General features: G+C 76.8%; 20 protein-coding genes and 1 pseudogene. 10 read left to right on the plus strand and 11 right to left on the minus strand.

The window, feature by feature from the left end; translation table 11 throughout:
* Positions 1-370 (plus strand): annotated as a pseudogene (locus tag ACI78V_RS15235) (transglutaminaseTgpA domain-containing protein); the annotation flags it as partial.
* Between the two features lie 12 nt (positions 371-382).
* Here the strand turns inward: ACI78V_RS15235 and ACI78V_RS15240 are convergent.
* The 3 genes from ACI78V_RS15240 to dinB form a co-directional block, all read right to left on the minus strand.
* Positions 383-721 carry a hypothetical protein gene (locus ACI78V_RS15240; RefSeq protein ID WP_456852158.1) on the minus strand — a complete coding sequence of 113 codons (339 nt, stop codon included), beginning with the start codon at positions 719-721 and terminating at the stop codon, positions 383-385.
* 84 nt (positions 722-805) lie between these two features.
* Positions 806-1,204 carry a DUF3040 domain-containing protein gene (locus ACI78V_RS15245; protein WP_456852159.1) on the minus strand — a complete coding sequence of 133 codons (399 nt, stop codon included), beginning with the start codon at positions 1,202-1,204 and terminating at the stop codon, positions 806-808.
* A gap of 186 nt (positions 1,205-1,390) precedes the next feature.
* Positions 1,391-2,593 (minus strand): DNA polymerase IV, encoded by a 1,203-nt coding sequence (gene dinB / locus ACI78V_RS15250; RefSeq protein WP_456852161.1) that lies wholly within the window; start codon positions 2,591-2,593, stop codon positions 1,391-1,393.
* A 291-nt stretch (positions 2,594-2,884) separates the two neighbouring features.
* Between dinB and ACI78V_RS15255 the strand changes: the two genes are divergently transcribed.
* The 3 genes from ACI78V_RS15255 (at position 2,885) to ACI78V_RS15265 (ending at position 5,524) form a co-directional block, all read left to right on the plus strand.
* Complete coding sequence (locus ACI78V_RS15255; protein ID WP_456852163.1) at positions 2,885-3,175, plus strand: BatC protein; 291 nt, start codon at positions 2,885-2,887, stop codon at positions 3,173-3,175.
* Between the two features lie 308 nt (positions 3,176-3,483).
* Positions 3,484-4,497, plus strand: a complete 1,014-nt coding sequence (locus ACI78V_RS15260) for a cupin domain-containing protein (RefSeq protein WP_456852165.1) — start codon at positions 3,484-3,486, stop codon at positions 4,495-4,497.
* A gap of 166 nt (positions 4,498-4,663) precedes the next feature.
* Entirely contained in the window at positions 4,664-5,524 is an 861-nt protein-coding gene (locus ACI78V_RS15265; RefSeq protein WP_456852167.1) for a sucrase ferredoxin, read from the plus strand.
* A gap of 6 nt (positions 5,525-5,530) precedes the next feature.
* Here the strand turns inward: ACI78V_RS15265 and ACI78V_RS15270 are convergent, their stop codons facing one another.
* The 7 genes from ACI78V_RS15270 to ACI78V_RS15300 all read right to left on the minus strand — a co-directional run bounded on the left by ACI78V_RS15270 (position 5,531) and on the right by ACI78V_RS15300 (position 13,422).
* On the minus strand, positions 5,531-6,742 hold the full coding sequence (locus ACI78V_RS15270) for an alkaline phosphatase family protein (RefSeq protein WP_456852169.1): 1,212 nt from the start codon (positions 6,740-6,742) through the stop codon (positions 5,531-5,533).
* Positions 6,739-7,512 carry a class I SAM-dependent methyltransferase gene (locus ACI78V_RS15275; protein WP_456852171.1) on the minus strand — a complete coding sequence of 258 codons (774 nt, stop codon included), beginning with the start codon at positions 7,510-7,512 and terminating at the stop codon, positions 6,739-6,741. Before ACI78V_RS15275 ends, ACI78V_RS15270 begins: the two co-directional genes overlap by 4 nt.
* Before the next feature lie 69 nt (positions 7,513-7,581).
* The gene (locus ACI78V_RS15280) at positions 7,582-8,070 is read right to left on the minus strand and encodes a VOC family protein (RefSeq protein WP_456852173.1); all 489 of its coding nucleotides are present in this window, start codon (positions 8,068-8,070) and stop codon (positions 7,582-7,584) included.
* 66 nt (positions 8,071-8,136) lie between these two features.
* A complete protein-coding gene (locus tag ACI78V_RS15285; protein ID WP_456852175.1) occupies positions 8,137-8,754 on the minus strand; it encodes a GDSL-type esterase/lipase family protein in 618 nt (205 codons plus the stop codon).
* A 71-nt stretch (positions 8,755-8,825) separates the two neighbouring features.
* Positions 8,826-12,614 carry a DNA polymerase III subunit alpha gene (locus ACI78V_RS15290; RefSeq protein WP_456852177.1) on the minus strand — a complete coding sequence of 1,263 codons (3,789 nt, stop codon included), beginning with the start codon at positions 12,612-12,614 and terminating at the stop codon, positions 8,826-8,828.
* Complete coding sequence (locus ACI78V_RS15295; RefSeq protein WP_456852179.1) at positions 12,611-13,096, minus strand: SAV_6107 family HEPN domain-containing protein; 486 nt, start codon at positions 13,094-13,096, stop codon at positions 12,611-12,613. The genes ACI78V_RS15290 and ACI78V_RS15295 overlap by 4 nt, the downstream gene beginning before the upstream one ends.
* A complete protein-coding gene (locus ACI78V_RS15300; RefSeq protein WP_456852181.1) occupies positions 13,096-13,422 on the minus strand; it encodes a DUF6504 family protein in 327 nt (108 codons plus the stop codon). The genes ACI78V_RS15295 and ACI78V_RS15300 overlap by 1 nt, the downstream gene beginning before the upstream one ends.
* A gap of 226 nt (positions 13,423-13,648) precedes the next feature.
* Between ACI78V_RS15300 and ACI78V_RS15305 the strand changes: the two genes are divergently transcribed.
* From ACI78V_RS15305 to ACI78V_RS15330, 6 genes are all read left to right on the plus strand, one after another.
* Entirely contained in the window at positions 13,649-14,161 is a 513-nt protein-coding gene (locus ACI78V_RS15305; RefSeq protein ID WP_456852183.1) for a YbaK/EbsC family protein, read from the plus strand.
* A 73-nt stretch (positions 14,162-14,234) separates the two neighbouring features.
* Positions 14,235-14,822: a GNAT family N-acetyltransferase gene (locus tag ACI78V_RS15310; protein WP_456852185.1), complete on the plus strand. Its 588-nt coding sequence runs from the start codon at positions 14,235-14,237 to the stop codon at positions 14,820-14,822.
* Positions 14,819-16,477, plus strand: a complete 1,659-nt coding sequence (locus ACI78V_RS15315) for a phytoene desaturase family protein (RefSeq protein ID WP_456852187.1) — start codon at positions 14,819-14,821, stop codon at positions 16,475-16,477. The genes ACI78V_RS15310 and ACI78V_RS15315 overlap by 4 nt, the downstream gene beginning before the upstream one ends.
* On the plus strand, positions 16,474-17,283 hold the full coding sequence (locus ACI78V_RS15320) for a carotenoid biosynthesis protein (RefSeq protein WP_456852189.1): 810 nt from the start codon (positions 16,474-16,476) through the stop codon (positions 17,281-17,283). Before ACI78V_RS15315 ends, ACI78V_RS15320 begins: the two co-directional genes overlap by 4 nt.
* On the plus strand, positions 17,280-18,422 hold the full coding sequence (locus ACI78V_RS15325) for a glycosyltransferase (protein ID WP_456852191.1): 1,143 nt from the start codon (positions 17,280-17,282) through the stop codon (positions 18,420-18,422). The genes ACI78V_RS15320 and ACI78V_RS15325 overlap by 4 nt, the downstream gene beginning before the upstream one ends.
* Positions 18,419-19,069 carry a flavin reductase family protein gene (locus ACI78V_RS15330; RefSeq protein ID WP_456852193.1) on the plus strand — a complete coding sequence of 217 codons (651 nt, stop codon included), beginning with the start codon at positions 18,419-18,421 and terminating at the stop codon, positions 19,067-19,069. Before ACI78V_RS15325 ends, ACI78V_RS15330 begins: the two co-directional genes overlap by 4 nt.
* Before the next feature lie 107 nt (positions 19,070-19,176).
* Here ACI78V_RS15330 and ACI78V_RS15335 read toward each other — a convergent pair whose 3' ends face one another.
* Positions 19,177-20,154, minus strand: coding sequence for a carbohydrate kinase family protein (locus ACI78V_RS15335; protein ID WP_456852195.1), 978 nt, complete (start codon positions 20,152-20,154; stop codon positions 19,177-19,179).
* Between the last annotated feature and the right edge of the window lie 38 nt (positions 20,155-20,192).

The raw sequence follows: 20,192 nt of genomic DNA on the forward strand, positions 1-20,192 counted from the left end.
CGGGGCTCCCCCCGCCGCGCCCCCCCGGCCGGGGGCCGCGCCGCTGGCCGCGCCCCTCGGCCCCCGCCGGGGCGGCCCCCCCCCCCCCGGCGGCCGGCAGGTGCCGGCGCAGTCCGCCGCCGACGCCGTCGTCCGGCTGGCGCGGGCGGAGGAGGCGGCCAGCTACGCCCGCCCGGGCAGTGCGCCGACGGCGGGCGCGGACCTGGCGGCGGCGCTGGCGACCGCCCGGCGCGGGCTGCTGGCCGGCGCCTCGCGGCGGGCACGGCTGCGGGCGCTGCTGGTGCCGCCCTCGCTCGGCCGCGCGGCGCGCGACCTGACCGCCCGGCTGCCGCGGCCGGGGTGGGGCCGCCGGGCGGCGCTGCGCGGCTGAGGCGCCGGTGGCTCAGGCCGGTCCGTCGACCTGCAGCCGCAGGAGGCGCTCGGTCAGGTCGGTCAGGGGCACGGGGAACCCGTCGCCGCCGGCGGAGAGCACCGCGGTGCCGATCCCGGCGCCCAGCCAGCCGGGGATCTCGGCGAGCAGCGTGTCGAGGTCGAGGAACACCGGTGCCTCACCGGGGTCCCCGTCGGTGCCGGCACCGGCCGCGGCCAGCTCCGCCGAGGCCCACAGGGGGACGACGTCGCGGCCGTCCTCCCCGGCCCACGGGACGATGCCGTCGTCGTCGCCCCAGCCCCACAGCCCGCGGGCGGCGGTCAGGGCCTGCCACACCTGCTCCTCGGACACGGCTCCTCCTGCGGTCGTCGGGGCCCCGACGCGCGACAGCCGCCGTCCCGGTGGGGACGGCGGCTGTCGCGAGGGGCGTACGGGCTACTGGTCGTAGCGGCGGCGGAAGCGCTCCTCGAGCCGGTTCTTCAGCGGCTGGCGGCGGGGCTTCCCGGCCCGGCCGCTGCGCCCGGGGGCGGCGGCGGGCCCGGCGGGGCCGGACTCGACCACCCCGGTGGCCGACCGGTAGTTGAGGACGGCGAGCGCCAGGCCACCGAAGGCGACCAGGAACCCGAGGACGCCGAGGGGGACCGAGGGAGCCACGGCGCCACCGACGAGGACGGCCATGCCGACCAGGAGCAGGAGGGCGCCCAGTTGCAGCTTGCGGCGGGCCTTGACCCGGCGGTCACCGGTGCGGACCTGCGAGGCGAACTTCGGATCGTCATCGACGAGGGCGCGCTCGATCTGCTCCAGCAGACGCTGTTCGTGCTCGGAGAGCGGCACGTCGACCTCCATTGGGCCTGAACACATCCCGTCGGAGGTGCCGCCGACGGTGACAACGAGGATACGAGCCCTTTGCGGGGCGCGAAAGGCGAGTCGTCCCCGACCCGTCGTGATCACTCTCGCGGGTGGGTCGGGAACTCCACGGAGAGGACGAACGGGAGCCGTCCCGGGTTCCTCGGACGGTGGTCACCGGGCGCGCTGCCGGTCGCGGTGCAGCAGGGTCGCCGGGCGCACCGCGCCCGCCCCGAACCGGCGGGCGGCGCGGTCGGCGGCGAGCTCGGCCTCCCGGCGGCCGTGCTCCCGGGCGCCCAGCTCCAGCTGCCGGGGCGCGGCACCGGCCTCGACCAGCCGCTCCGCGCGCACCCCCACCAGCCGGATCCGGGCCCGCTCCAGGCCCAGGGCGTCGAACAGCGCGCGGGCGGTGTCGTAGAGCTCCTGCCCGACGTCGGTCGGCACGTCGAGGGTGCGGGACCGGGTGATCGTGGCGAAGTCGGCGAACCGGACCTTGATGCTCACCGTGCGGGCCAGCCAGCCACCCGAGCGCAGTCGGCCCGCCGTCCGCTCGGACAGCCGCAGCAGCTCCCGGTGGACGACCACCGGGTCGTCGACGTCCGTGGCGAAGGTCTCCTCGTGCCCGGCGGACTTCTCCGGCTCGTCGGGCACCACCCGGCGGGGGTCACGCCCCCACGCCAGCGCGTGCAGCGAGGCGCCGGCCGCGGGACCCACCGCCCGCTGCAGGGTGCGCGCCGGCACGTGGGCGAGGTCACCGACGGTGCGCAGCCCCAGGCGCAGCAGCACCTCCTCGGTCTTGGCACCGACCCCCCACAGCGCGCCGACCGGCAGCGGGTGCAGGAACTCCATGACCTCGGCGGGCCGGACGACGAGCAGGCCGTCGGGCTTGGCCCGGGTGGAGGCCAGCTTGGCGACGAACTTGGTGCCGGCCACGCCCACCGAGCAGGTGATGCCCTGCTCGTCGTAGACGCGGGCGCGGATGTACTCCCCGATCTCGGCGGCGTCGCCGAGCCGCCGGCCGGCCCCGGAGACGTCGAGGAAGGCCTCGTCCAGGCTCAGCGGCTCCACCAGCGGGGTGATGGAGCGGAACAGCGCCATCACCGCCCGGGAGACCTCGGTGTAGAGCGCCATGTCCCCCGGCAGCACCGTGGCCGTCGGGCACAGCCGCAGCGCCCGCGAGGTGGGCATCGCGGCGTGCACCCCGTACCGGCGCGCCTCGTAGGTGGCCGAGGTGACCACCCCGCGGTTGCCGGCCCCACCGACGATCACCGGGGTGCCGGCCAGCTCGGGGCGGCGGCGCACCTCGACGCTGGCGAAGAACGCGTCCATGTCGACGTGCAGGACGCTGCAGCCGGCAGCACGGGCGGACTGGCTCATGACCCCTTCCCGACCTCGAACAGGTGTTCGACGGACGGGAGGACGGTAGCGCCCCCGGCCCGGTCCGGGCACCTCGACGCGGCGCACGTGACCGGGCTCGCGAGGTCACGACACGGCCACGGCACCCCGGGCGCGGGACCACGAGCGCCGGCGGGGAGACCCGTGACCGAGCCGTTGCCGAGCCGCCGTTCCCGCTGGTCGGCGTGGGTGTGTGAGAGCAGGATCGGTGAGGTACAGCACGCCCGGAGGGCCACCGCCCGGTGGCCCTCGACCCGATCTGATCGGAGACCCATGGCGCTCGACGACGATGACATGACCACGGCCGGCGTGGGTGACGGTGGCGCGGACGGCGGTGCCGACTCCGGTGCCGACGGCGGGGCCGACAGCGGCGCGGGCCACGGCCCGGCGGACGGCGGCGCGGGTGACGGTGGTGCCGATGGTGGCGCGGACGGCGGTGCCGACGGTGGCGCCGACGGCGGGGCGGACGGTGGTGCCGACGGCGGCGCGGACGGCGGTGCCGATGGTGGCGCCGACGGCGGGGCCGATGGTGGCGCGGACGGCGGCGCGGACGGTTCGGCCTGACTGAGACCCCCACCGCGCAGGGCCGGCCGGGGTCCCGGCCGGCCCTGCGCCGGTGCACCGCCCTCGACCCGCAGGTCTTCGCCGACGAGTACTGGTCCCGCCAGCCACTGCTCACCCGTGCCGAGCAGACCGGGGGGTCCTTCGCCGACCTGCTCGACCTGGCCGCGGTCGACGAGCTGCTGTCCCGCCGGGGTCTGCGCACCCCGTTCCTGCGGATCGCCAAGGACGGCGCCGTCGTCGACCCCAAGCGGTTCACCACCTCCGGCGGCGCCGGAGCCGAGGTCGCCGACCAGGTCTCCTCCGACGCGGTGCTGCGGCTGTTCGCCGACGGCAGCACCGTCGTCCTGCAGGGCCTGCACCGGCTGTGGCCCCCGCTGATCGAGTTCGCCGACCAGCTCGCCGCCGACCTGGGCCACCCCACCCAGGTCAACGCGTACATCACCCCGCCGTCCTCGCGCGGGTTCTCCCCCCACTACGACGTGCACGACGTCTTCGTGCTGCAGGTGGCCGGCGAGAAGCACTGGCGCATCCACGAGCCGGTGCTGGCCGACCCGCTGCGCACCCAGCCGTGGAGCGACCGGTCCGCCGCCGTGGCTGCCGCCGCGGGAGGCGAGCCGGTCATCGACGCGGTGCTGCGCCCCGGCGACGCCCTCTACCTGCCCCGCGGCTACCTGCACTCGGCGGTTGCGCTGGGCGAGATCAGCGCGCACCTGACCATCGGCGTGCACCCGGTCACCCGCTGGGCGGCCGCCGAGTCGGCGCTCGACCTCGTGCGCGTGCTCGCCACCGAGGACCCCGAGCTGCGCCGCTCGCTCCCCCTGGGTGTCGACCTCGCCCAGCCGTCGGCGGTGACCGCGGACGTGACGGCCGTCGTGGCGGCGCTGAAGGACTGGCTGGACCGCGTCGACCCCACCGAGGTCGCCGACCGGCTCCGCTCGCGGACCTGGGCCCAGGTGCGGCCCGAGCCCGTGGCGCCGCTGGCCCAGGCGACCGCCGCCGCGGCCCTCTCCCCCGACACCGTGCTGCGGCTGCGCGGCCGGCTGCGCACCCAGCTGCGGGAGCCGGTCGGCGACCGCGTGACGCTGGTCGCCGGCCGCCGGTCGCTCGAGCTGCCCGCGCAGACCCGCCCCGCGCTGGCCGCGCTGCTGGCCGCCGGCGAGCTCAAGGTCGCCGACCTGCCCGGGCTGGACGACGCCGACCGGCTGACCCTCGCCCGGCGGCTGGTCACCGAGTCGATCGCGGTCGTGCCCGACGCCGTCGTCCCGGACCTGTCCGCGGGGCACGATGGCGAGCGTGACCGCGTTGCCGACCCCGGGTCGTGAGCCGGCCGGGCACGCCGGCATGAGCCGACCGGCCGGCGCACCCCGCTCCTCGCCCGGTCCCGGAGCGCGTCCACCGCGGCCGGGCGGGGCCGAGGATCCCGACTTCTGCCGCCCGGCGGAGGTGCCGGGCCGGCCCGCCGGCCGGATCGACGAGGACCGCTGCTCGGTGCGTGCCCTCGTCCGCGGGGACTCCGGGGTGGCCACGGCCTCCCCCGCGCAGCGCTGGCTGCTCATCGAGCAGCCGGGGCCGTGGGGCGTCGACGCACTGCGGCAGTCCCGCTTCGACCCCGCGGTCGCCAAGGAGGTGGCGCACCGGGCACGGGCGGAGAACGTGCGGGTGCTGCTGGTGCGCCGTCCCGGTGACCGGCTGACCGACTCGCGCCGGCGCTGGGCCTACGCCGACGGCCGGCCCGGCCGGGAGGGACTGTGGTGGTCCGAGCGCGACACGGACGGCGACCTGCTCGACGTCCCGTGGGACGGCTCGGCCGGCGAGCCCGCCACCGGGCCGACGTACCTGGTGTGCGCGCACGGCGGCCACGACGCCTGCTGCGCCCTGCGCGGCCGGCCGCTGGCGCGCACGATGCCGTCCGACGACGTGTGGGAGTGCAGCCACCTGGGCGGTGACCGCTTCGCCGCCAACGTGCTCGTGCTGCCGCACGGCTTCTACTACGGCCAGGTGCCCGACGACGGCGCGCGGCTGGTGGCCGCGCACGCCGAGGGGCGGGTGGCGCTGCCGTGGCTGCGCGGCCGGGCCGGCTGTCCGCCGCCGGTGCAGGCCGCCCAGCACGCCGCCCGCGGCGAGCTGTCCCTGCTCGGCATCGACGACCTGCCGCCGCGCGGGGTGCGCCGGCTGACCCCGCCCGGCGCGGACGTCGAGCGCTGGGTGGTCACCCTCGCCGGCCCGGACGGCGACGTGGTGGCCGAGGTGGAGAGCCGGATGTCGGAGGAGCCGGCCCGGCTCACCTGCCGGGCCACCCACGAGGCGCACACCCACGTCTGGCGCGTGCGGCTGGTCGCGGCGGTCTGAGCCGCGTCAGGTCAGGGCGCGGCCCCGCGCGGCGAGCAGGGGGATCGCGAGCTCGGTCGCGGTGAGTGAGCCGTGGTACCCGACCAGCCGGCTGGGGCCGGGCTCCCGCTCGGTGGCGGTGAGCGCCCACGTGCCCCGGGTGAGGGCCACGACGTCCCCGATGCGCTGCGCGAGGTCGTCGTCGACCGGGCCGAAGACGCCGCTGGCGATCGCCTCGTCCCGGCCGGCGACCCAGGCGCGGTCCCCGAGCACCTCCCGCCACCGGGCCAGCAGGTCGTCGGCCGCACCGGGGACGGCGTGCACGTAGCGGGCCCGCGGCTCCCCGGCCAGCAGCCGGACGCCCTCGTCGAGGACCGGGTCGGCGTCGAGGTCGATCCGGGTCTCCGGCGGGACGTCGAGCATGCCGTGGTCGGCGGTGACGAGCAGCGCGGCGTCGTCCGGCAGGCCGTCGACGACCTGCTCGACGAGCCGGTCGACCTGTGCGAGCTGCGCGCGCCAGCTGTCGGAGTCGACGCCGCGCACGTGGCCGGTGAGGTCCAGCTCGGCGGTGTAGCCGTAGACGAGGGTCCGTGGTGCGGCGGCCAGCGACTGCAGCAGGCGAGCGGCGAGGTCACCGGGGCTGACGGTGCCGGAGTACCGGGCACCGCGGTAGGCCGCACGGGTGAGCCCGGAGCCGGCGAAGGCGTACGGGGCGACCGCGGCGACCTCGACCCCGGCCGCCGCGACCTGCTCGAAGACGCTGGGCCGGGCCTGCCAGAGCTGCGGGTCGGGGTCGTCGGCCCACTGGATGTGGTTGAGGGTGCGCTCCTCACCCGGCACCGCCGTGACGAAACCGAGGATGCCGTGACTGCCGGGCGGCAGCCCGGTGCCGAGGGTGGCGAGACTGACCGGGGTGGTGCTCGGGCAGGGCGCCGAGAGGTCGCCGACCGGGCTGGCGAGACCGGCCAGAACGGGCGCGGTGGCGGCGTGTGCGCGCACGAGGTCGGCACCGAGGCCGTCCACCAGCAGGACGGCGACGCGGCGGGCACCGGCCAGCGCGGCGGTGAGCCCCAGGGGGTCGGCGGGGAGGTGCCCACGCTCGAGCGGGACCCCGAGCGCGGCCGCGGCGCCGGGGAGGACGTCGGCGAGCGTCGCCGTCCCGTAGCGCGGGCGGCCCAGGTCCGCCGGGAGGGTCGCGCGTCGGCCGGCGGGCCCTGGAGCGGGGCCGTCCCCGGTCACGCGCGGGTGGCCAGGACGTGCAGCCCGGCGGCGACGTCGCGGTACGGCGAGCTGCCGGCCAGCGCGAGCTCCAGCCGGCGGACGGCCGCCGGGTCGGCGCCGGAACCGATGTCGAGGAGGTCGGCGACGACCGACACGCCCCGCCAGGTGCCCGGCTGCAGCCCGGCCGCCTCGACGAGGGCGAGCAGGTCGTCGGGTGCGAACCGCCGGCGCGCGGGGCGGGTGGCGCCGGGCTGCCTCCCGGCCCCTCCGGCGGGGTCGCGGTCTTCGAGCAGCGCCAGGGCCTCAACCGGGTGCCCGGCGAGGGCGCGGGCGAGGACCGCCCCGGCGCGGTTGGCCGCGGCGATGCTCGCCGTGCCGCCGGGGCGCAGGGCGCGGGCGATCTCGCGGAGGGTGGTGGCGGGGTCGTCGACGACCTCGAGCACCGAGTGGCACAGCGCCAGGTCGTAGCTGCCCTCGGCGCCCTCGCCGGCGGGGACGACCTCGTGCAGGAGGTCCCCGTCGCCCTGCACGCCCCGGACCCGCGGCGCGACCCCGGCGGTCTCGGCCCGCCGATGGAGGGTGGCGAGGGCGTCGGCGCTGGGGTCGACGACGGTCACCTCGTGCCCCATCTGGGCCAGGCGCACGGCCGAGTTGCCGCTCCCGCCGCCGACGTCGAGCACGCGCAGCGGGGTGCCGGCCGCGACGAGCGGGTCCAGGGCGGCCCAGACGGCGGCCGCCCGGGCGGGGAGCTGATCCGCGGTGGGCGAGGCGGGAGCAGACGGCGGCACCCGTCGGAGCCTAGTGGCGGGCGCCGTCCGGCACAGCGACGCGCGGGGCTGCCGGTCCTCGCGGCGGGCTCAGGCCGGAACGCCGTCCGCGGCGCGCCTGATCTCGGCGATGTCGATGCGGCGCATCTGCAGCATGGCCTGGGTGGCGCGCTGTGCCCGGCCGGGGTCGGGGTCGTTCACCAGGCTGAGCAGCTCGACGGGGAAGACCTGCCAGGAGACGCCGAACCTGTCCTTGAGCCAGCCGCACATGCTCTCCTCGCCACCGTCGGCGGTGAGCCGATCCCAGTAGTGGTCGGCCTCTTCCTGGTCGGCGCACATGATCTGGAAGGAGATCGCCTCACTGAAGGGGAACTGCGGCCCGCCGTTGAGGGCCGTGTACTCCTGCCCGTCGAGGGTGAAGTCCACGGTGAGGACGTCGCCCTCCTCCATCGGCGGCGGCATGCCGGGGCCGTAGCGGGTGACCTGGCCGATCGAGCTGTTCGGGAAGACCGAGGTGTAGAGCTGGGCGGCCTCCTCGGCACGGCCGTCGAACCACAGGCACGGGATCTGCTTCGGCATCGCGGTGTCCTCTCGGTGTGCTGCGGGTGGGTCCGTCGGTGGGTGGACCGGACGCCGGACCGGAACTCATCGGTGCGGTCGGGCCCCCTCGTCGATCCAGGCCTGCCAGCGCGGCCAGAGGAGGTCGGCGCACTCCTGGTAGCCGGCCGCCGCGGGGTGGGCGCCGTCTCCGGCCGCCACCTCGCGGACCCAGGTCGGGTTCGTCCCGAGTCCGGCGCGGACACCGACGTAGGGGACGCCGGCACCGGCGCAGACCTGCCGGAACCGGACGTCGAGGCCGGCGATGCGCTGGTCCTGCCCGGGGTCGGCGATGGGCGGTGGTCCGACGACGAGGGCGGACCAGCGGGCGGCTGCGGCCTCGGCCAGGACGGCGGCGAGGTTGCCGGCCGACTCCTCCGGGGGCACCCGGAGGGCACCGTCCTCCACGGTGGTGTCGTTGACGCCGAACGAGACCACGACGCGGCTGTCCCACTCGGCCGACAACCGCGGGGCGCACTCGGCGGCGATGCGGGCGCGGACGTCCCGGCTGGTCTGCCGGCGCACCCCGAGGCCGTAGGCGGTCAGCGGCTGCCCCGCCCGGTGCGTGCGGGCGCAGAGCCGCCCGACCCAGCCCAGGTGCTCGGGGTCACCGACGCCGGCGACGAAGGAGTCCCCGACGAAGCACACCCGCAGGTCGCGTGTCACCGCGGCATCCTCCCCGGCTGGGCGGGCCGCTCGTCCCGGCGGGCAGCACGGCCGCGCCCGGCTGCCTGCTGTCAGTGGCCCGAGCTCCCGGGGCTGGAGTGCCACAGCTTGCGCGGCGCCGCAGCTGCCCGCCGCGCCGCGGTGGCGGCGTCGTCCCCGGCGGGCTTGATGTCGGCGTAGGGCGACATCCGGAAACCGGTCGGGTGGACGAGCACCGGTCTCACCACCACCGGGCGGGAGCCGCGGGAGGCCGCCGCCCCGGTGATGGCCGCCTCGGTGTACTCCCCCGGGCGGGCCATGTGCTCGGCGACCGCCGCCACGCCGCCGGTCTCCCACGCCTCGTGCAGCGCCGGCAGCTCCCACGCCCCGGTGGCCCGCAGCGAGACCCCGCGCGGACCGGTGCGGCGCAGCACACCGCGGATGACCAGCAGCCACGAGTGGAAGACCGTGGCGGCGTAGGGCCCCTGCGCGTCCTCGAAGAAGGTGGAGTCGGTGCAGCCGGTGCCGTCGTCGAGGGTCACGAACACCACCCGGCGTCCGGACCGGATCGGCGGCGTCTGGGTCGCCACCTTGACCCCGGCGACGAGCACCTCCGCGCCACTGCGGCTGCCGAGCAGGTCCCCGGCCGGCACCGCGCCGATCGCGGCGAGGAACGGCCGGTAGAAGTCGACGACGTGCCGGCTGGCGTCCAGGCCCAGCACCTCCAGCTCCGCGCGGACCAGCTCGGCGTCGGTGAACTCGGGCAGCCCGCTGCTCGCCGCCCAGCTCAGGCCCGGCTCCTCCGCACCGGCCTCCTCCTCCGGGAGCTCCAGCCCCATGAGGTCGAGGGTGAGCTGCCCGCTGGAGCCCGCCTTCGCGCCGCTGCGGCTCCACCGGTCCAGCTCACCGATCTGGAGCAGGAGGTCCCGGCGGGTGACCTGCCGCCTGGTGCGGGTGGGTCGGCCTGCCTCGCGGTCGCGCACCCCGAAGCCGTAGAGGGAGTCGAAGCCGCCGGCCAGCACCAGCCGTTCCACCACCGGCCGGGACACCGACGCCCGGTGCCAGAAGTCGGTCAGCGAGCGGTAGGGCTGCCCGGCGACGACGCGGGCCACCTCGTCGTCGGAGATGCCCTTGACGTCGGCCAGGGACAGCCGGATGCCGTACCGCGACGGGTCGGGCATCGACGCCGGCATCCACTCCGGACGCCGCCAGCCGGGCGGGTCGGCCACACCGGCCCCGGCCCCGACGTCGTCCTCGCCGCCCGGGATCCGCTCGACGCGGTAGACGCCGGTCGAGGCGTTGACGTCCAGGCCCAGCACCCGGACGCCGAAGTTGCGGGCGTCGTCGAGGATCAGCCGCTTCGGGTACATGCCCGGGTCGTGGGTCAGCACCCCGGCCAGGAAGGCCGCCGGGTGGTGCGCCTTGAGCCACGCGGACTGGTAGGTGGGCAGGGCGAAGGCCGCGGCGTGGGCCTTGCAGAAGCCGAACGAGCCGAAGGCGACCAGCACCTCCCACACCTGCTCGGCCACCTCCGGCGGGTAGCCCTCGGCCAGGGCCCGCGGCACGAACCAGGCGCGGACCTCGGGGTGGGCGTCCCGTTCGCCCAGCGCCCGGCGCACCTCGTCGGCCTCGGCCAGGGTGCAGCCGGTCATCCGCGCCACGACCTGCAGCACCTGCTCGTGGAAGACCACCACCCCGGCGGTCTCCTCGAGGGCGAAGGCGAGGTCGGGGTGCGGGTAGACCGTCTCCCGCCAGCCGTTCCGGGCCATGAGGAACGGGGTGACCATGTCGCTCTTCACCGGCCCGGGGCGGAACAGCGAGATGTCGATGATGATGTCCTCGAACGTCTCCGGCCCGAACTTGCCGACCAGCTCGCGCTGTCCCGGTGACTCGATCTGGAACATGCCGAGGGTCCGGGTGCTGCGGATCAGCTCGAACGTCGTCGGGTCGTCGCGGGGCACCGCGTCGATGTCGACGGTCTCGCCGTCGATCCGGGCCACCTCGTCGAGGGCGTGCGCGATCGCCGACTGCATCCGGATGCCGAGCAGGTCCAGCTTGAGCAGCCCGAGCTCCTCGACGTCGTCCTTGTCGAACTGGCTCATCGGATACCCGAGGTAGCTGTTCTCCACCGGGGTGCGGTCGAGCAGCGTGGCGTCGGAGAGCAGCACCCCGCACGGGTGCAAGGCGATGTGCCGGGGCAGGCCGTCGAGCCGGGCGACGAGGTCGAACAGCAGGTCCAGACCACCGCTGCCGCCGGACCGTCGCGACCCCAGCCGGCTGGCCTGCAGCTCCGGGAGGTCCTTGAGCGCGGCGTGCACCTGGTTGGCCCGGATGTGCGGGAAGGCCTTGGCGACGGCGTCGATCTCCGCCGGCGGCAGGCCCAGCGCGGCACCGACGTCGCGGATGGCGTGCCGCACCCGGTAGGTGTCCATCATCGAGATGCAGCTGACCCGGTGGGCGCCGAAGCGGTCGATGACCGCGTCGTAGACCTCCATCCGGCGCGCGGACTCCACGTCGATGTCGATGTCGGGCAGCTGGTGGCGCAGCGGGGAGAGGAAGCGCTCCATCAGCAGGCCGTAGCGGATCGGGTCGACGTCGGAGATGCCGAGCAGGTAGGTGACCAGGCTGCCGGCGCCGGACCCACGCGCCGCCGCGCGGACCCTCAAGCTCGAGATGAGGTCGACCACGTCGGCGACGGTGAGGAAGTAGGACGGGTAGCCGAGGGCGTCGATGACCCCCAGCTCCTCCTCCAACCGCACCCGCACCCGTTCGGTCAGGGCCATCCCGCGCCGGCCCAGCCCGGCCTCGCAGCGGGCGCGCAGCACCTGGGACGGGCTCATCCCCTGCTCGGCCGGGGTGGTGACCACGTCGAGCTCGGGGTAGCGGACGGTGCCGATGCCGAGGTCGGCCCGGACGTCGACGGCGCACTGCTCGGCCAGCCGGGCGGTGCGCTCCAGCAACCGCAGCACCGCGTCGCGGTCGGGGCCGACGAGGTCCTCGGCGACCTCGGCCATCTCCTTGCCCGACTTCAGGTAGCCCTCGGCGGTGCGCCGGTCGACGTGCCGGGTGTCGAGCGGGACCAGCCGCCGCGCGGCGTCGAGGACGTCGGCGGTGGGCGCGTCGAGGGCGTCGACGTAGCGGACCGCGTTGGTCAGCACCACCGGCACCCCCTCGGCGGCGGCGAAGCGCATCAGCGCCCGGGCGCGGGAACGGTCGCCCCGGCCGCGGTGGTGCACGACCTCCAGCACCAGGGACCCGGCGCCGAAGACCGCGCGCCAGGCCGCCAGCCGCGCGGCGGCGACGTCGGCCCGGCCGGCCGCCAGCGCCCGCCCCACCGGCGAGTCGGGACCCAGCAGCGCGACCAGCCCCGCGGCGTGCTCGGCGGCCAGCGCCAGCGAGCTCACCGGCTCGCCGCGCGTACCGCGCAGGTGGGTGGCGCTGGTGAGCCGGCACAGCGAGCGCCAGCCGGCGCCGTCCCTGGCGAGGAAGGTGACCCGGGGCAGCCGCGGGTCGACGCTGGCCCCGCCGCGGGCCGGCACGCGGCGGCCCGCGCCGGCCGGCACGGCAGGTGCACCCGGCCGGCGCGCGCGGGTCAGCCCCGGTGAGTGTCCCTCCCCGAGGACCGGCGCCAGGGCCGGCGGGACGGTCGAGTCGACCGCCGGGACCACGGCCAGGTCCACCCCGAAGACCGGGCGCACGTCGGCCGCCCGGCAGGCGAGGGCGAACTTCACCGCACCGTAGAGACCGTCGCGGTCGGTCAGCGCCAGGGCACGCATGCCGTGCTCGGCGGCCCGGTTCACCAGGTCGGCCGGGTGGTTGGCCCCGTACTGCATGGAGTAGCCCGAGGCGACGTGGAGGTGGACGAAGGGGTCGGCACTCACCTCCGGCGGCGGTGCTCGGAGCCGCCGACCACCCGGGGGCGCGCCCGCCGGGGCGACTCGGCCACCGGGGTGTCCCCCAGGCTGTTCTCGACCACGGCGAGGAAGGCGCGGACGTCGCGGACGAGGTCGTCGGCCTCGCGCTCGGTGACCGCCCGGGACAGCCCGGCTTCGGCAGCGGCCCGCTTGGCGGCGCCGGCGGCGAAGAAGGTGGCCCACTCCCCCAGTTCCGGGGCGACCTGGCCGAGCAGCACCCAGGCGCTGCGCGGACGGCGGCGGCCGCCCTCCGGACGGGTGCGGGCGGCCAGCACCGCCGCGGCGGCGCGGAGGGCGCCGAGGTGGGCGGTGGCGTAACGCTGCCGGGGGTCGGAGCTCGCCGCCGCCTCGTCCAGCGCCCGGGAGGCCTGGTCGAGCAGCTGGACGGCCGCAGCGGGCAGCGGCGGGGGCAGGGGCAGCTGGTCGGCCATGACGTGGGCGGCGCCCATCAGTCGTGCACCCGCACGAGCGACCACCGGTTGACCGTCGGCTCCCAGGTCAGGTCGAAGACGCCGGCGAAGCTCATCCGTGACCGGCCGGCCCGGACCGCCTCCAGCCGCCACACCTCACGGGTGGCGACCAGCTCGGCCGAGGCGCCACCGGCCACCGCGGCGTCGCGCTGCCACCACGGCGCCGTCTCCACCCACGAGTCGAGCAGCTCGCCCACGACGTACCGCGACTGCCCGCGCCAGAACTGTGCCGGACCGAGCGGCCCCCGCTCGACCTGCACCTCCTCGCCGACCCGACCGCCGACCCCACCCAGCACCCGGCTCATGACAGACTCCCCACCGCTCTGCGCCGACCGGCCGGCCCCGGTCCACCGCTCCGGGTGGGGAAGGACCCGGGAGCGGTGGGAGGCCGGCACGTCGTTCGAACGCGTGTTCGAACGACGTCGAGTAGACCGGACCCTGCCGACGGCGTCAAGCGGGACGCGCAGGAATGGGCGGACCCCGCGCCGCGCGCGGCGGCGGGCCGCCCGGGCCGATGGCAGGATCGGCCCCATGAGCCGACCCGAGCACCCACGGGTGGCCGCCATCGCCCGGCTCCTGGCCGACTCCGGTGCGGCCGGGCAGGTGCTCGAGCTGCCCGAGAGCGCCCGCACCGCCGCCGCGGCCGCCGCACAGCTCGGCGTCCCCGTCGGTGCGATCGCCAACAGCCTGGTCTTCGACGTCGACGGCGTGCCGCTGCTCGTGCTCACCAGCGGCGCGCACCGGGTCGACGTCCCCCAGGTGGCCGCGCTGCTCGGGGTCCCCCGCATGCGGCCGGGCTCCCCCGACTTCGTCCGCCGGCACACCGGCCAGCCCATCGGCGGCGTGGCCCCGATCGGCCACCCCGAGCCCATCGGCACGCTGGTCGACATCGAACTGGCCCGCCACGAGCGGGTGTGGGTCGCGGCGGGGCACCCGCACGCGGTCTTCCCCACCACCTACGAGGAGCTGCTCCGGTTGACCTGTGGCACCGCAGCCGAGGTCGGCACCGGCCCCCTCACCCCGGTGGGGGTGGTGTCCTCGTGACCGGGCACGTGCGGTCCCGCACGGGCGGGGCGCCCACCGGCACGGGGGCGCCCGGCGCCGACGGGGAGGCACCGTGACCGGCACGACCCCGGCCGCGCGGGTCACCGAGCTGCCCACCACCTGGCTGCGCGAGCACATGCACGACGCCCTGGCGATCTACGGCGCGGCCATGGGCTACTCACCGTCGGTCGTCGCCGGCCGCTACGGCTACGCGATCCAGCACACCGAGCGCCCCGGCTTCCGGGCCGTGGGGGCCTTCGTCCAGACACCGGAGGGCGAGCAACTGGTCGGGTTCGGCTACGGCTACCTCGTGGCCCCCGGGCAGTGGTGGCACGACCAGGTGCGCGCGGCGCTGGACCGGCGGACGGCGAAGCGCTGGCTGCCGGGCGCCTTCGAGGTCTGCGAGCTGCACGTGCACCCCGACCACCAGAGCCGCGGGCTGGGCCGACAGCTCCTGCACGCGCTGGTGGCCGACCTGCCGTACCCGGCGGCGCTGCTGTCGACCCCGGACAACGACACCAAGGCCTTCCGGCTGTACCACGCCGACGGCTTCGTCGACCTCGCCCGCAACCACCACTTCCCCGGTGACTCACGGCCCTTCGCGATCCTCGGCGCCCGTCTGCCGCTGCGGCCGCCGGCCCCCCGGTCCGACCGCGCGTGAGGGCCGAGGCCACCGCCACCGCCGACGTCACCACTGACGCCGTCGTCGTCGGCGCCGGGCACAACGGGCTGGTCGCGGCCTGCTACCTGGCCCGCGCCGGGCTGGCCGTGGAGGTGGTCGAGTCCGACGAGGTGCTGGGCGGCGCGGTCTCCACCGTCGAGCGGTGGCCCGGCGTCCGTGTCGACCGCGGCTCCAGCGCGCACGTGATCATCCGGCAGAGCGGCATCGTCGAGGAGCTCGACCTGGTCGCGCACGGCCTGCGCTACCTGGACTGCGACCCCTGGGGCTTCGCCCCCGCGCCCTCCCCCGGCGCCCCCGGTCCCGACGGCCGGCCACTCGTCTTCTCCGTCGACCTGGACGCCACCTGCGCCTCGATCGAGGCCGCCTGCGGCGCCGCCGACGCCGCCGCCTACCGGCGCTTCGTCGAGGTGTGGGCGCCCCGCAGCCGGGCCGTGGTCGCCTCGTTCGGCCGGCGGCCGGACGCCGCCGGGCTGCTGCGCTCGTTCTGGCCGCTCGGCGCCCCGGCCGAGGGCCGGCCGCGCACCCCCGGCGGGGACCTCGCCGTCGACTTCCTCGGGTCCGGCGACGCGCTGCTGGACCGCTGGTTCACCAGTGAGCGGCTCAAGGCGGCCCTGGCCTGGTTCGGCGCGCAGTCGGGGCCACCGACGTCCGAGCCGGGCACCGCGGCGATGGTCGCCTGGGCGACGCTGCTGCACGACGTCCCGCCCGGGCACCCCGTCGGCGGCTCCGGGGGCCTGACCGCCGCCCTGCGCCGCCGGCTGGAGGCCGACGGCGGGCGGGTGACCCTCGGCGACGGCGCCGCCCGGCTGCTCGTCGACGACGGCCGGGTGGCCGGTGTGCAGACGAGGTCGGGACGGCGGATCGCCGCGCCGGTGGTCGTCGCCGCCTGCCACGTGCTGGCGACCCGCGACCTGGCCGGCGAGCACGCCCCGCCGGCCCTGGCCGACGCCGCCCCGCCGCTGGGCAACGGCTTCGGCCTGGTGCTGCGCGCCCTCACCGACTCCCCGCCGGTCTACCCGGGCGTGCCCGAGGAGCTGGCCCAGGGCGGGCTGCAGCTGCTGTGCACCGACCGCGCGCAGCTGGCCGCCGCCCACGGCGACTGGCGGGCCGGCCGGCTGCCGCGGGAGCCGGTGCCGCTGGCGATGTGCTTCTCGGCCACCGACGACACCCTCGCCCCACCCGGGCAGCACGTGGTCACCGTCTGGGGCCAGTGGTACCCGTACGAGCCGGCCGACGGCGCGGACTGGGACGCCCTCGCCGACACCGAGGCGCAGCGTCTGGTCGCGGCCGTCGACCGCTACGCTCCCGGCTTCGCCGCTTCGGTACAGCGACTGTACGTCCAGACGCCGGTGCTGCTGGAGCGGGAACTGTCCCTCCTGCGTGGCAACGTCATGCACGTGGAGATGGGCCTGGCCAGCATGTTCGCCTTCCGGCCCACCCCGGCCCTGTCCGGCTACCGGGTGCCCGGGCTGCCCGGCCTCTACCTGGCCGGCGCCTCGACCCACCCCGGCGGCGGCGTGTCGGGCAACTCGGGCAGGACGGCGGCCCGCGTCGTGCTCGGCGACCGGCGGCTGCCGCAGCGGGCCCGCGAGGCGGCCGGCCGGCTGGCCCGCCGGGTGCGGAGCCGGCGGTGACCCTCGCCGTGCCGCGGTCGCGCCGCGCCGCCGACGTCGTGCCCTGGGCGCTGGCCGGGCTGCTGGTGCTGGTCGCGATCTCCTACCCGCTCACCGCCGGTGAGGTCCGGAACACCGTCAGCTGGACCATCGTGCTGCTCGGCGCCGCCCTGTCGGTCGGTCACGCCGGGCTCGGCCGGGGCGCGCGCACCGGCGTCGGCGTCCTGCTGGTCACCGCGGCGACGGCGGTGGCCTTCGAGGCCGTGGGGCTGGCCACCGGCGTCCCGTACGGGCAGTACACCTACAGCGACGACCTGGGTCCCACGCTGTTCGGCGTCCCGTTCCTGGTGCCGCTGGCCTGGCTGATGATGGCCTGGCCGAGCTGGCTGCTCGGCGCCCGGCTGACCCGTGGCCTGCGTCCGTCCCGGCGCCGGCCGGCGCGCGTCGCCGTCGCCGCGGCGGTCTTCGCCGCCTGGGACGTCGTGCTCGACCCGCAGATGGTGCAGGCCGGCTACTGGACGTGGGCGCACCCGCAGCCGTCCCTCCCCGGCATCGACACGGTGCCGCTGACCAACCTGGCCGGCTGGCTCCTGGCCGGGCTGGTGCTCATGACGCTGCTCGACGTGCTCGTCGCCCGCACCGCGGCCACGCCCGCCCGCGTCGGTGACGGCGCCCCGCTGCTGGCCCTGGGCTGGATGACGCTGGGCGGGGCGCTGGCGCACGCCGGCTGGCTGGGCCTGCCGGGTTCGGCGGCGTGGGGCGTCGTCCTCGCCGTCCCCGTCCTCGTGGCGCTGGCCGTCCAGACCCGGCGGACCCCGAGCCGGTGAGCGGGCGCCTGCTGCCGGTCCTGTCCGGCGTGGCCGTCGCCGGTGCGCTGCACGCCGCGGTCAACGCCGCGTTGCTGCGCCGTCCCCCGGGGCACCCGCCGCCGGTGCGCCGGCCGGTGACGGTCGTGCTGCCGGTGCGCGACGAGGAGGCGCAGGTCGGCGGCTGCCTGGCGGCGGTCCTCGCGCAGCAGGGGGTGCCGGACCTGCGTGTGGTGGTCGTCGACGACGGCTCCACCGACGGCACCGCGGCGGTGGTCCGCGCCGTGACCGACCCGCGGGTGCGGCTGGTGACCGCGCCGGAGCCGCCGGTGGGCTGGCTGGGCAAGCCGCACGCCTGCGCCGTCGGCGCGGCCGCGGAGGACCACGGCACCGACGACGGCGTGCTGGTGTTCGTCGACGCCGACGTCCGGCTCTTCCCGGACGCCGTGGCCGGGGCGGTGGCGCTGCTCGACCGGCACTGCCTGGCCCTGGTCTCCCCCTGGCCCCGGCCGGTCACCGGAACGCTCGCCGAGCGGCTGGTGCAGCCCCTCGGCCCCTGGCTGTGGATGACCACCCTGCCCCTGCGGCTGGCCGAGCGCTCCCCCCGACCGTCGCTGACCGCGGCCAACGGGCAATTCCTCGTGCTCACGCGGGCCGGCTACGCCGCCGCCGGCGGGCACGGCGCGGTGCGCGGGGAGGTGATCGAGGACGTCGCCCTGGCGCGGGCGGTGAAGCGGGCCGGGGGCCGGGCGGCGCCGGCCGACGGGTCGCGGTTGGCCGCGTGCCGGATGTACTCGGGCTGGCCGGAGCTGCGCGCGGGGTACGCCAAGTCGCTGTGGGCCTCGGTCGGCGGGTCGCCGGTGGCGAGCGCCGCGGTCGCCGCCGGGCTGACCGCGGTAGAGGTGCTCCCCGCGCTCGCCGCCCTGCGGGGCTCCCGGGCCGGGCTGGCCGGCTACGCGGCCGGGGTCGCCGGGCGGGCGGTGTCGGCGGCGGTCACCGGCACGCGGGTGTGGCCGGACTCCCTCGCCCACCCGCTGTCGGTGCTGCTGTTCGACGTCCTGCTGGCCGGCTCGCTGGCCGGACGGCGCCGGGGTTCGCTGTCCTGGCGCGGCCGCCCGGTCGGCGCCACCGGGGCGGTGCGGGAGACGATGGCCCGGTGACCGGTCCGACCACCCGCGTGCAGTTCGACCCGGCGACCATGGACAGCGGCGCCTTCTACCGGGTGCTGAACTCGGTCGTCGTGCCCCGCCCGATCGCCTGGGTGACCAGCCGGTCGGCCGAGGGGGTGGTGAACCTGGCGCCGCACTCCTTCTACACCGTGGCCTGCGTCGACCCGCCGGTCGTGCAGTTCACCTCCGTCGGGCGCAAGGACTCGCTGCGCAACGTCGAGGCCACGGGTGAGTTCACCGTCAGCCTGACCCCGGAGTGGCTGTTCGAGCAGGTCAACGCCACGGGCACGGACTTCCCGCGCGGGGTGAGCGAGGCCGACGAGTGCGGCGTGCGGCTCGAGCCGGGCGAACGGGTGTCGGTGCCGCGGGTGGCCGGGTCCCCGGTCGCGGTGGAGTGCACGCTGCACTCGACGCTGCGGCTGGGTGACAGCACCGTCGTCTTCGGCCGGGTCGAGGTGATCAGCGTGTGGGAACGCGCGGTCCGCGACGGCCGGCCCCGGATCGAGGAGCTGCAGCCGCTGGCCCGCCTCGGGGGCAACGAGTGGACGACGATCGGCGAGGTCAAGGAGATCCGGCGCATCTCCTACCGCCGCTGGAACGACGACCCCTCCATCGGCGCCCAGCTCCGCGAGGAGTAGCAGCACCCCGCACCCGGCCCCCGTCCGGCGCACAGGTGGTGCCGTCCGGGGCCGCGAGAGCCCGTGCGGTGCGCAGGAGGTGCTCCCGGGCCCGGACGCGACCGGGTTCAGCCCGGCAGGTGGGGGGCGACCTCGTCGGCGGCGTCGGCGCCGAACGCGGCGGCGAACCGCTCCAGGAACGGCGTCTTGTGCAGCTCGTACTCCTGCGTGCCGACGACCTCGACGGCCTCGGTGGCCACGGCCGACCCGAGCTGCGCGGCCCGCTCGAAGCCCAGGCCCCACATCCGCCCGGCGATGAACCCCGCCCGCAGGGCGTCGCCGCCGCCGGTCGGCTCCACCGGCTTGGTCTCCGGGACGGCGATGACCGAGATCGGCTCGGCCCCGGCCTGCCGCACCCGCACGCCGGCCGACGCCCGGGTGGTGACCCAGGTGCCGACCCGGTCGAGCACCTCGGCGTCGCTCCAGCCGGTCTTCTGCAGCAGCAGCGCCGCCTCGTACTCGTTGGTGAACAGCAGGTCGGCGCCGTCCACCAGCTCGCGGATCATGGCACCGTCGGCCCAGGCCAGCTGCTGGCTGGGGTCGGCGGCGAAGCGGTAGCCGCGGTCCCGGCACTCCTGGGTGTGCCGCACCATCGCGGTGGGGTCGTTGGGCCCGACGACGACGAGGTCGGGCTCACCCACCCGGCGGGCGACCGGCGCCAGTTCGATGGACGCGGCCTCGCTCATCGCGCCCGAGTAGAACGAGGCGATCTGGTTGTTCACCGCGTCGGTGGTGCACACGAACCGCGCGGTGTGCTTGAGCTCCGACCAGTGCACGCTGCCGGTGTCGACGCCGTGCCGCGACAGCCACGCCTCGTAGTCGGCGAAGTCGCTGCCCACCGCGCCGACCAGCACCGGCGCCAGCCCCAGCAGGCCCAGCCCGTAGGCCATGTTCGCGCCCGCGCCGCCCCGGTGCTGCACCAGGTCGTCGACGAGGAAGGAGAGCGAGACGTTCTCCATCTGCCCCTCGACGAACTGCTCGGTGAACTTCCCGGGGAAGGTCATGAGGTGGTCGGTGGCGATGGATCCGGTGACGACGACGGGCACGGGGGCTCCCTCGGGGACGGTCGCTGAGACGGCCCGCG

This window comes from Geodermatophilus sp. SYSU D00742, from assembly GCF_054049935.1.